A 10,757-nucleotide genomic window follows, 5' to 3' on the forward strand; every position below is an offset into this window, starting at 1 on the left:
CGGGACGAGAGGCCCCGTCGGAGCGTGGGGGGATGAGGTTCGCCGATGAGTTCAAGAACGCCGTCACCCCACGCGCCGCGCTGCTGGTCATCGGCGTACTCGCCCTCCAGCTGCTGTTCATCGCCTCCTACGTGGGCGCGCTGCACGATCCGAAACCGAAGGACGTGCCGTTCGGCGTTGTCGCCCCCGCGCCCGCGGCCGCGCAGCAGACCGAGCGGCAGCTGGCGAAACTGCCGGGTTCACCACTGGACCCGCGAGTGGTCACCGACGAGCGGACCGCGCGGCGGCAGATCATGGACAGGAAGATCGACGGCGCCCTCGTCATCGACCCGCGGGGCAGCACCGACACCCTGCTCGTCGCGTCCGGCGGCGGGACCGTGCTGGCCAGCACGCTGGAGACGCTCGCCACCAAGGTCGACGGCGCCGAGCAGCGGAAGGTGCGGACCCTCGACGTGGCGCCCGCCTCCACCCACGACTTCGACGGGCTCTCCGCCTTCTACCTTGTCGTCGGCTGGTGCGTCGGCGGCTATCTGTGCGCCTCGATCATGTCGATCAGCGCCGGTTCCCGGCCCACGAGCCCGCAGCGCGCGGCGATCCGGCTCGCCGCCATGGCGCTCGTGGCGATCGTCGGCGGCATCGGCGGCTCGCTCATCATCGGCGACTCGATCCTCGGCGCGCTGCCCGGCTCCTTCTGGGGCCTGGCCGGGCTCGGCGCGCTGGTCACCTTCGCGGTCGGCGCGATCACGCTCGCCCTGGAGGAGCTGACCGGCATCGTCGGCATCGGCCTGGCCGTGCTGCTGATCGTCGTCGCGGGCAACCCGAGCGCGGGCGGCGCGTTCCCGCTGCCGATGCTGCCGCCGTTCTGGCGGGCGATCGGGCCCTGGCTGCCGCCCGGCGCGGGCACCTGGGCGGCGCGCTCCATCGCGTACTTCGAGGGCAACGACATCACGCGGTCACTGCTGGTCCTGTCGGCGTGGGCGGTGGTCGGCGTCGTGGTGACGCTGCTGGTGGCGGTCCTGCGCGAGCGCAGGCGCGGCGGCGCCCACCGCCCCGGGGCGGCGGAGGGCGGCTCGACACACGTCGGAGTGGCCTCCTGAGCCTGCCCGGCCGCTCCGTCCCGGACCACGGGAGGACCCCGTCACCGCTGTCGCGGGGGCGGGGTCCGGTGCTGGTGCGGGTGGTCAGCCGATCTGCGCGCCGAAGGTGGACAGCGCCTCCGTCACCGGCTGGAAGAACGTCTCGCCGCCCGACGTGCAGTCGCCGCTGCCGCCCGAGGTGAGGCCGATCGCCGTGTCGCCGGAGAAGAGGGAACCGCCGCTGTCGCCCGGCTCGGCGCAGACGTCGGTCTGGATGAGACCGTTGACGATGTCCCCGTTGCCGTAGTTCACGGTGGCGTCCAGGCCGGTCACCGTGCCGTCGTGGACCTGGGTGGTGGAGCCGGAGCGGGTCACCTGCTGGCCGACGGTCGCGTCACCGGCCTTGGTGATCTGCTGCGCGGAGCCGTTGTAGAGGTTCACCTCACTGGGGTGCGGCACGTCCGCGGTGTACTTCACGAGGCCGAAGTCGTTGTCCGGGAAGCTGGACTGCTCGTTCGTGCCGATCTGCTGCCCGCTGGAGTCGGACCAGGTGGAGATCGCCTCGGTGCAGTGACCGGCCGTGATGAAGTACGGCTGGCCGCCCTTGACCACGTTGAAGCCGAGGGAGCACCGGCCGCCGCCTCCGGAGATGGCGTCGCCGCCCGCGACGAAGGGCTTGAACTCCCCCTGGGTGCGCTTGAGTTCGGCCTTGTTCCCGAGTCCGTCGACGACCTTGTCCAGTTTCTCCCAGGCCGCGCCCTTCACCGTGCGGTCGGCGGTGACGACGACCTTGTTGGTGGCGGGGTCGGTGGCCCAGGAGGTGCCCGGGATGGTGGCGTCGCTCTTCAGCGTCGTACGGGCGCTCTTGAGCGCGGCGAGGGAGTTCTCCACCACTCTGGCCTGGGCGCCGGCCGCCCGCACGGCCTGCGCGGCGTCCTGGTTCAGCACGTTGACGACGAGGTGCCTGGCCCCGGCGTCGTAGTAGCTGCCCGCCGCGTCCGCGCCGAGGTCCTTCGTCAGGGTCGAGGCGATATTTCCGGCCTTCGCGACGGAGAGTGTCCGGGGCGCGTTGTCCGGCGTGTCGGTGCTGGCGTTCGCAGTCTGGAAGGTGATGCCCGCGGCGGCCAGGGCGGCGATTCCCGCTCCGGCCACGGCGACGCGCCGCTTGGGTATGCGTCGGTGCTTCAACTCAGCGCCTCCTGTGGGGGGTCGACGAACAGGCCCGATGTGGGGGTGGGCCGGGTTCGTGAGGTAGACGCGCCCACTATCCCGAGGGTCACAGGGAGCACACAAGGTCGACTTCAGGACGCGCGTACGGCAACCGCCGCGCGGCGCCGACCCTTCGCGCGCCCCGGCCCCTCGCACGTCGGTCCCCATCGCAAACACCCTGTGCACGGGCCGGTGGGCGGAGGGTGAGGCCCGGCCCTGGCCTGAAATCGCCGGTGCGGCGCGATCCTTACGGGTGCGTCACTCGCTCCCGTGGTGTCTGTCGCTCCCGTCGAGTCCGTCGCTTCCGTCGCGCCCGTTCTCGGGACGGGACTCCTTCGCCGCCTTCGGTCCCAGCTCCGTCACGTGCTGGACGGCGGCCTGCGTGGCGCGCCCCGCGTCACCGGGGGTCGCCCGCTCCAGGAATCTCAGCAACTCCACCGGGAACGGCAGCACCAGCGTCGAGTTCTTCTCGGCTGCGACCGCCACCACGGTCTGGAGCAGCCGGAGTTGGAGCGCGGCGGGCTGCTCCGACATCTGCTCCGCCGCCTCGGCGAGCTTCTTCGACGCCTGCAACTCCGCGTCGGCGTTGATGATCCGGGCGCGCCGCTCCCGCTCCGCCTCGGCCTGCCGGGACATCGAGCGCTTCATGGTCTCGGGCAGCGACACGTCCTTGATCTCGACGCGGTCGATCTGCACGCCCCACCCGATGGCCGGGCTGTCGATCATCAACTCAAGGCCCTGGTTGAGCTTCTCGCGGTTGGAGAGCAGATCGTCGAGGTCGCTCTTGCCGATGATGGAGCGCAGCGAGGTCTGCGCCATCTGCGAGACGGCGAAGCGGTAGTCCTCCACCTGCACCACGGCCTCGGCGGCGTCGACGACCTTGAAGTAGATGACGGCGTCCACCCGCACCGTCACGTTGTCCCGCGTGATGCCGTCCTGCGCGGGCACGGGCATCGTCACGATCTGCATGTTGACCTTGCGAAGCTTGTCCACGAACGGCACGATCATCGTGAACCCGGGCCCGCGCACGGACGACTTGAGCTTTCCGAGGCGGAAGACCACCCCGCGCTCGTACTGTTTGACGACGCGCGCCGCCGACATCCCGTACACCGCTCCGGCGCAGACGGCGGCCGCTGCGGCCGCCACCAGTTCCTCGACCATCTCACGGCCCCCCAGGGTCCGAAGTGGGCACGACAGACCTCTGTCTCGACGGTAACCCCGCCGGGGGCGCAGCGGGAGAGCCGCGTGACAAGGAGAAGCCCCCGCCGGGCCGGATCGGCCGGACGGGGGCTCCCACTGCTGGCTGCGGTTCAAGAACGCCGTCGAGGAAGCACGGGCGCGGGGGTCAGAAGACGTGCACCCCGTACGCGCTGAGCGCCTCGGTGACCGGCTGGAAGAACGTGGTGCCGCCGGAGGAGCAGTTGCCGCTGCCGCCGGAGGTCAGACCGTAGGCGGTGGTGCCGCCGTACAGCGGACCGCCGGAGTCGCCGGGCTCCGCGCAGACCGTGGTCTGGATGAGGCCGGAGACGACGTCGCCGCCGCCGTAGTTGACGGTGGCGTTCAGCGCGGTGACCCGGCCGCTGTGGATACCGGTGGTGGAGCCGCGCCGGGTGACCGTGGTGCCCACGGACGGCGTGGCCGCACGCGTGATGTCCTGGCTGCCGACGGTGCCGGAGGGGGTCACCGAACCGGTGTAGCGGATGAGACCGTAGTCGTTGCCCGGGAAGCTGGACCCGGCGGTGGAGCCCAGGACCGTGGTGTGCCCGGAGTTGGTCCACCAGGTGCCCGCGCCGTCGGTGCAGTGGCCGGCCGTCACGGCGTAGTACGCGCCGCTGCTGTTCTGGACGTTGAAGCCGAGCGAGCAGCGCCAGCTACTCGCATAGATGGCGTCGCCACCGGAGATCAGCTTCTTGAAGGTGCCGGCCGTGTGCTCGATCTTGAGCGCTCCCGCGGTGGCGCCGGCCTCCTTCTTGATCCGGGCGATCTCGGCCTGTGAGACCGTGCTGTCCACGGTCACGACGACCTGCTTGGTCTTGGCGTCGACGGCCCACGCCGTACCGGCGATGTCGGCGCCGCGCACCGCGTCACTGGTCTGCGTGAGTTCGGCGGCGCTGAAGGCCTGGGGTGCTTCGGCCGCGTGCGCCGAGGGTACGGCGAAGGCGGCCGCGGCGAGGAAGCCGGTACCCGCGGCGATCAGCCGGGTCCGTCTTGCCGTGCCACTGCGAGGGGTGGTGCGCTTGATCCTCACTGCTCGTTCCTCCCGAGGGGAAGTCGGGGGCCCGCGTGGGGTCGGGGCCCGTGAGGCGCAGCCAGGGGGTCGGGTGCCCGGATTCCGAACACGCCGTGCCCCTGACAAGCGCTGTTCGGGAGTATTCGGGGAGTCAACTGCTCGGCACAAGGGCGCCTTTCGGACTTCCACCGGTTCTCCGCATGCACGACGGCATGCCCCGACGGCTTCCCTCGTACGTCCCGTACGCCGCCGGGGCTCGGCTCGCTCTGTCAGACGGTCCGGGCGGCCGTCAGGTTCCGCTCCCCCGCCTCGACGCCGACGGAGAGGGTGTTGCCCGGGGGCGGGAAGGGGCAGATGAAGTGGTCGGCGAAGGCACAGTTGGGCAGCACCGCGCGGTTGAGGTCGACGAGCGTCCTGCCCTGCTCGTCGGGTGCCCGCGGATACAGGAAGCGGAACCGGAACGAGCCGCTCCCGCTGGTGGCGTCGGCGAACACGGCCCACAGCCCGCCGTCCCCCTGCCGCGCCACCAGCAGCGTGTGTTCCCACCCGTCGAGCGTGAAGGACAGTTCCCCGGCGAGGCCGAGTCCGCGCTCCTTGCCGTCGGCGTTCTCGACACGGATCTCGCGCGCGGCCCCGTACGGCGTGAAGCGGCCCTCGACCGACCAGCGCGGGTCGTAGGGGCTGGTGTCGATGCCGCGGAAGGCCGTGCGGGCGGGTGCGGCCGGGTCGAAGTCCCGCAGTGCCCACAGCCCTTCGCGCACGACGGCGACGAGTCGCCGCTCGCCGAGCGTCACGGTGGCGTCGGCGACGATCCGGGTCTCCCCGTCGACCGGCTGCCCGTCCACGGTGAGCCCCTCGGCGGCGCGCGCGGTGAGGACGATCGCGTCACCGTCCGCGTGCCACAGGCCGGGGATGGCCGGAAGTCGGCCCTCCGGATGGCCGTCGAGCCAGTGCGTACCGGTGAGCGCGAGCGGCCCGTACGGCGCGAGGACGGCGGCGATCCGCTCCTCGTGCCACTGCTTCCACAGGTCGGCGGCGTCGGTGCTGGTCATACGGCGGTCCTTTCGCGGAGCGGCGCGGGGGTGCGCAGCCCCAGATGGGAGCGGAGCGTGGAGCCCTCGTACCCCGTACGGAACGCGCCCCGCTCCTGGAGCAGCGGCACGACCCGGTCGACGAACTCGTCGAGCCCGCCGGGCGTCAGATGCGGTACGAGGATGAATCCGTCGGCGGCGTCGCCCCGCACGAACGCGTCGAGTTCGGCGGCCACCGCGTCGGGTGTCCCGATGAACGACTGCCGGCCGCTCGTCTCGATCACGGTCTGCCGGATGGAGAGCCCCTTGGCGTGGGAGAGCGCGCGCCATTTCCCGGCGAGGTCGAACACGTCGCCGCGGTGCGTACGCCCCTGGGAGAGCCCCGAGCCGACGACCGGGTCGATGTCGGGCAGCGGCCCGTCCGGATCGTACGAGGACAGGTCGACGCCCCAGACCTGCTCCAGCGCGAGGATCGCGTTCTGCGGGGAGACCTGCTGCCGGCGGATCTCGGCGGCCTTCTCCTGCGCCTCGGCGGCGGTGTCGCCGAGCACGACCGTCACCCCGGGCATGATCTTCAGGTCGTCGGCCTCGCGCCCGTATACGGCGAGCCGCGCCTTCACGTCGGCGTAGAAGACCTGGCCGGCCTCCAGGGTGCCGTGCCGGGTGAAGATGACGTCGGCGGTGGACGCGGCGAACTCGCGGCCCTCGTCGGAGTCGCCCGCCTGGATGACGACGGGGTGGCCCTGGGGCGGGCGCGGGACGGTGAACTCCCCCTCGACCGTGAAGTGCTGCCCGTGGTGGCGGAACGGCCGCTCGGTGCCCGCGTCCCACAACTCCCGTGCTACGGCCACGAATTCGGCGGCCCGGGTGTAGCGGTCGGCCCGGTCGAGGTAGCCGCCGCGGCGGAAGTTCTCGCCGGTGAAGGCGTCGGAGGAGGTGACCACGTTCCAGGCGGCGCGGCCGTCGCTGAGGTGGTCGAGGGTGGCGAACCGGCGGGCGGTCTCGTACGGCTCGTTGAAGGTGGCGTTGACGGTGGCGGCGAGGCCGAGCCGGTCGGTGACGGCGGCGAGCGCGTTCAGGACGGTGAGGGACTCGGGCCGGCCGACCACGTCCAGGTCGTGGACGCGGCCCTTGTGCTCGCGCAGCCGCAGCCCCTCCGCGAGGAAGAAGAAGTCGAACAGGCCGCGCTCCGCGGTGCGGGCGAGGTGCTCGAAGGAGGTGAAGTCGATCTGGGATCTCGACCGGGGATCCGCCCAGACGGTGGTGTTGTTGACGCCCGGGAAGTGGGCGGCGAGGTGGATCTGCTTGCGTACGGGCCTGGTCGGTGTCATGACGGGTCCCCCGCGAGGGCTGCGTACCGGTTGGCGGGCCGGGCCAGGCCCAGGTGCTCCCTGAGGGTGCTGCCCGGGTAGAAGGTGCGGAACAGGGCGCGGTGCTGGAGGAGCGGCACGGTCCCGTTGACCAGGCGCTCCAGGTCGCGGCGTGGGTCGAGCGGCGTCAGGTGGAAGCCGTCGGCGGCGCCCGCCCGGTGCCAGTCGGTGATGAGGTCGGCGAGGTCGACGGGGCCGCCCCGGTACAGGGGCCCGTCCTCGGTGGGCAGGGGGCCGCCGCCGTGGCCCGGCCGGGCGGCGCGTTCACCGGAGCCCAGGTCGATCCGGAGTGCGGCGAGGACGCGCAGGGCCCCGGGGTCACGTCCGTGCTCGGCGGCGCGGCGACGCAACCCGGCCCGGACGGCGCTGAGTTGGGCGGGCTCAGCGCTGCCGACGAGGGCGACGTCGGCGTGCCGGGCCGCGACGTCGTACGCGTACGGCTGGGTGGCGTCGACCACGACGACGGGGTTGCCCTGGGGCGGGCGCGGCACGATGGAGGGGCCGCGCACGGAGAACGTACGCCCTTCGAAGTCGACGTGGTGCAGCTTGTCGCGGTCGACGAACCGTCCGGTGGCGGTGTCCCTGATCTCGGCGCCGTCCTCCCAGCTGTCCCACAACCGCCGTGCCACGTCGACGACTTCACCGGCCTCGTGCCACAGGTCGGTGGGGGCGGCGGCCTCCCTGCGCCCGAAGAGCCGTGCCTCGTCGTCGCCGGGCGAGACGTCGGGCCGCCAGCCGGCCCGGCCGTGGCTCACCCAGTCCAGGGTGGCGACGGCGGCCTGCACGTGGAAGGGCTCGGTGTGGGTGGTGGTGACGGTCGGCACGAGTCCGACGCGCGAGGTGCGCGGGGCGATCCTGGAGAGCACCGAGAGGCTGTCCGGGCCCGCCGCGGCGAAGCTGTCGTGGAGCGTGACGAAGTCGAGGGCGCCGTGCTCGGCGAGCCGGGCGAGCCGGAGGTAGGGCTCCGCGTCGTAGGTGCCGGGCAGGTCGAGGGCCGCGGCGAGGTGCAGCAGGCCCCGGCCCGGTGGGCTGGTCATGAGTGGTGAACCTTTCGGCAGGTCAGGGGGGTCGAGGGGCGGCCGTGCACGCCCTGTCACGGCTTGGGCAGGCCCTTCGGGTTGATCTCGGACTTCGGGACGGCCTCGCTCGACAGGCCCCATCGCTTCAGCACGCGCCCGTACGATCCGTCCTCGATCACGTGGTTCAGGGCGGCCGCGTACGCGTCGACGAGCCCGCTGCCCTTCTTCGTGGTGGCCGCGATCTTGCCCTGGACGAGGTCGCCGCCGCCCGAGATGGTGCCGATGATCTGCGACTGCCCGGCCGAGGCCACGTGGTAGGCGGCGGACGGGTTCGGGCCGAGATAGGCGTCGATGCGGCCCGACTGGAGCGCCAGGTAGTAGTCCGTGTCCTTCTGGAAGTACTTGATGGAGACGGGCTTCAGACCGGCCTTCTCGTCCTGCTTGCTCCAGTCGACGAGTATCTTCTCCTGGTTGGTGCCGGAGGACACGGCGATGGTCCTGCCCGCGACGTCCTTGGGCCCCTTGACCCGCCAGTCCGTGCCCTTCTTCGCCTCGAAGGCGATGTTGTCGAGCCGGTAGGTCGCGAAGTCGTACTTCTCCTTGCGCTCCTCGGTGACGGTCACGTTCGAGAAGACGGCGTCGAACTTCCCGCTGTCGAGGCCGACGAACAGGTTCTCCCAACTCACCTGCTGCTGCTCGGGCTTGAGCCCCAGCGTGTCGGCGACGAGCGTGGCGATGTCGAGTTCGGAGCCGATCCGCGTCCTGTCGTCGGTGGCGAAGAAGCCGAGCGGTGGCGAGGCGTCGGCGCTGCCGCCGAGCCGCAGCGTGCCGCGCTCGCGGACCGCCGCGGGCACCAGGGCCGCGATCTTGTCGACCTTCTTGCCGCGGACGCGGTTCTGGTCGGGTCCGATGTTGATGCTGCCGACCTTCTTCGTGCCACCGCTGCCGGTGGTCGTGGCGGCGTCGCTGTCACCTCCGCAGGCGGCGAGCAGCGGGGCGACGGCGAGCGCGGCGACGGAGGCGGTGAGGGTGCGACGGGACAGCATGGGCGTACTCCTTGGAGAGGTGGACCGGTGAGGTGGGAAGTGGGGCGGGTTCAGAGGACCTTGGCGTTCAGAGGACCGTCGCGTTCAAAGGACCTTCGACAGGAACGCCCTGGTGCGTTCCTCGCGCGGCGCGTCCAGTACGTCGCCGGGGGCGCCCTGTTCGACGATGCGGCCCTCGTCCATGAAGACGACGGTGTCGGCGACCTCGCGCGCGAAGCCGATCTCGTGCGTGACGACGATCATGGTGGTGCCCTGGTGCGCCAGGTCCTTGATGACGTCGAGCACCTCACCGACCAGCTCCGGGTCGAGCGCGGACGTCGGCTCGTCGAACAGGAGCAGCTTCGGTTCCAGGGCGAGGGCCCGGGCGATGGCGACGCGCTGCTGCTGGCCGCCGGAGAGCTGGCGGGGGTAGGCGTCGGCCTTGTCGGCGAGCCCGACCCGGTCGAGCAGTCGGCGGGCGCTCTCGACGGCCTGGGCGCGGGGCCGCTTGAGCGCGGCGACGGGCGCCTCGATGACGTTCTCCAGAACGGTCAGGTGCGGGAAGAGGTTGAAGTTCTGGAAGACGAAGCCGATGTGGGTGCGCTGCTTGAGGACGTCGCGCTCGCGCAGCTCGTACAGCTTGTCCCCGGAGCGGCGGTAGCCGACGAGCGCCCCGTCGACGCTGATCCACCCGCTGTCGACCTTCTCCAGGTGGTTGATGGTGCGCAGCAGCGTCGACTTGCCCGAGCCGGACGGGCCGAGCACGACGGTGACCTCGCCGGCCCGCACCTCCAGGTCGATGCCGCGCAGTACTTCCAGCGTGCCGAAACTCTTGTGGACGGCCTTGATGTCGACCATGGCGGGGGCGGTGGCAGGGGCGCTCATCGGGTCGTGCCTTTCGCGAAGTGGCGCTCCACGTAGTACTGGAGTACGGAGAGCGCGCTGGTCAGGAGGATGTACCAGGCGGTGGCGACCATGAGGAGGGGCACCACACGGCCGTTGCGGCCGTAGATCACCTGCACTTGGTAGAAGAGTTCGCCGATCGCCATGACGGAGACGATCGAGGTCCCCTTGAAGAGGGAGATGACCTCGTTGGCGGCGTTCGGCAGGATCGAGCACATCGCCTGCGGCAGCACGATCCGGCGGATCTGCCGAAGGCGTGGGATGCCGAGCGCGGCGGCGGCCTCCAACTGACCGCTGTCGACGGCGAGTACACCGCCGCGCACGATCTCCGCGGCGTACGCGGCCTGGTGCAGGGCGAGACCGAGGACGGCGGCGCTCATCGCCCCGACCAGGCCCATCGTGTCGAAGGAGAAGAAACCGGGCCCGAAGGGGATGCCGAACTGCAACTCCTTGTACAGATAGGCCAGGTTGAACCAGAAGAGCAGCTGCACGATCAGCGGGATCGAGCGGAACGCCCAGATGTAGCCGAACGCCACCGTCTTCAGGAACCGGCTCCGCGACAGCCGCATGAAGGCGAGCACGATGCCGAGGGCGAAGCCGAGCGCCGTGCCGTAGAAGGTGAGCTGAAGGGTCGTCCAGACGGCCTTGAGGATGACGTCCGCGGTGAAGAAATCCGCGAACACCTCCCATTCCCAGCCGGAGTTGGTGACCAGCCCGTGGATGAACTGGGCGAGCAGCACCGCGGTCGCGGCGATGGCGACCCAGCGCCAGGGGTGGCGTACGGGGACGACTTTGAGCTGGGCGTAGTCGGTGCCGGGCGGGGCCGGCACGGTCTCCGCGGCTTCGACGGCTCTCGCCGCTTTTCCGAGAGGGGGGTCACTGGTCAGGGACATG

At 71.2% G+C, this 10,757-nt stretch carries 10 protein-coding genes; 1 reads left to right on the plus strand and 9 read right to left on the minus strand.

Annotated elements, in window-relative coordinates:
* Positions 1 to 32: 32 nt before the first annotated feature.
* The gene (locus ACZ45E_RS28580; protein ID WP_468225765.1) at positions 33 to 1,097 is read left to right on the plus strand and encodes a DUF3533 domain-containing protein; all 1,065 of its coding nucleotides are present in this window, start codon (positions 33 to 35) and stop codon (positions 1,095 to 1,097) included.
* A gap of 84 nt (positions 1,098 to 1,181) precedes the next feature.
* Here ACZ45E_RS28580 and ACZ45E_RS28585 read toward each other — a convergent pair whose 3' ends face one another.
* From ACZ45E_RS28585 to ACZ45E_RS28625, 9 genes are all read right to left on the minus strand, one after another.
* Complete coding sequence (locus ACZ45E_RS28585) at positions 1,182 to 2,264, minus strand: S1 family peptidase (protein WP_468225767.1); 1,083 nt, start codon at positions 2,262 to 2,264, stop codon at positions 1,182 to 1,184.
* Positions 2,265 to 2,543: 279 nt separating this feature from the next.
* On the minus strand, positions 2,544 to 3,446 hold the full coding sequence (locus tag ACZ45E_RS28590; RefSeq protein WP_468225770.1) for a slipin family protein: 903 nt from the start codon (positions 3,444 to 3,446) through the stop codon (positions 2,544 to 2,546).
* A 184-nt stretch (positions 3,447 to 3,630) separates the two neighbouring features.
* A complete protein-coding gene (locus ACZ45E_RS28595) occupies positions 3,631 to 4,533 on the minus strand; it encodes a S1 family peptidase (protein WP_468225773.1) in 903 nt (300 codons plus the stop codon).
* Between the two features lie 251 nt (positions 4,534 to 4,784).
* Complete coding sequence (locus ACZ45E_RS28600; protein ID WP_468225776.1) at positions 4,785 to 5,567, minus strand: DUF1684 domain-containing protein; 783 nt, start codon at positions 5,565 to 5,567, stop codon at positions 4,785 to 4,787.
* Positions 5,564 to 6,877 (minus strand): LLM class flavin-dependent oxidoreductase, encoded by a 1,314-nt coding sequence (locus tag ACZ45E_RS28605; RefSeq protein ID WP_468225778.1) that lies wholly within the window; start codon positions 6,875 to 6,877, stop codon positions 5,564 to 5,566. The genes ACZ45E_RS28600 and ACZ45E_RS28605 overlap by 4 nt, the downstream gene beginning before the upstream one ends.
* The gene (locus tag ACZ45E_RS28610; RefSeq protein ID WP_468225780.1) at positions 6,874 to 7,953 is read right to left on the minus strand and encodes an LLM class flavin-dependent oxidoreductase; all 1,080 of its coding nucleotides are present in this window, start codon (positions 7,951 to 7,953) and stop codon (positions 6,874 to 6,876) included. The genes ACZ45E_RS28605 and ACZ45E_RS28610 overlap by 4 nt, the downstream gene beginning before the upstream one ends.
* 56 nt (positions 7,954 to 8,009) lie before the next feature.
* On the minus strand, positions 8,010 to 8,981 hold the full coding sequence (locus ACZ45E_RS28615) for an ABC transporter substrate-binding protein (RefSeq protein WP_468225783.1): 972 nt from the start codon (positions 8,979 to 8,981) through the stop codon (positions 8,010 to 8,012).
* Between the two features lie 84 nt (positions 8,982 to 9,065).
* Positions 9,066 to 9,845, minus strand: a complete 780-nt coding sequence (locus tag ACZ45E_RS28620) for an amino acid ABC transporter ATP-binding protein (protein WP_468225784.1) — start codon at positions 9,843 to 9,845, stop codon at positions 9,066 to 9,068.
* On the minus strand, positions 9,842 to 10,756 hold the full coding sequence (locus tag ACZ45E_RS28625; RefSeq protein ID WP_468225786.1) for an amino acid ABC transporter permease: 915 nt from the start codon (positions 10,754 to 10,756) through the stop codon (positions 9,842 to 9,844). Before ACZ45E_RS28625 ends, ACZ45E_RS28620 begins: the two co-directional genes overlap by 4 nt.
* Between the last annotated feature and the right edge of the window lies 1 nt (position 10,757).

Source organism: Streptomyces sp. NPDC030991 (genome assembly GCF_055571235.1).

Excerpts from the sequence above, each read along its gene's own strand:
- ACZ45E_RS28580 (WP_468225765.1), top strand. The coding sequence starts at position 33 with ATGAGGTTCGCCGATGAGTTCAAGAACGCCGTCACCCCACGCGCCGCG.
- ACZ45E_RS28590 (WP_468225770.1), bottom strand. The coding sequence starts at position 3,446 with ATGGTCGAGGAACTGGTGGCGGCCGCAGCGGCCGCCGTCTGCGCCGGA.
- ACZ45E_RS28615 (WP_468225783.1), bottom strand. The coding sequence starts at position 8,981 with ATGCTGTCCCGTCGCACCCTCACCGCCTCCGTCGCCGCGCTCGCCGTC.
- ACZ45E_RS28625 (WP_468225786.1), bottom strand. The coding sequence starts at position 10,756 with ATGTCCCTGACCAGTGACCCCCCTCTCGGAAAAGCGGCGAGAGCCGTC.
- ACZ45E_RS28610 (WP_468225780.1), bottom strand. The coding sequence starts at position 7,953 with ATGACCAGCCCACCGGGCCGGGGCCTGCTGCACCTCGCCGCGGCCCTC.
- ACZ45E_RS28605 (WP_468225778.1), bottom strand. The coding sequence starts at position 6,877 with ATGACACCGACCAGGCCCGTACGCAAGCAGATCCACCTCGCCGCCCAC.
- ACZ45E_RS28600 (WP_468225776.1), bottom strand. The coding sequence starts at position 5,567 with ATGACCAGCACCGACGCCGCCGACCTGTGGAAGCAGTGGCACGAGGAG.
- ACZ45E_RS28620 (WP_468225784.1), bottom strand. The coding sequence starts at position 9,845 with ATGAGCGCCCCTGCCACCGCCCCCGCCATGGTCGACATCAAGGCCGTC.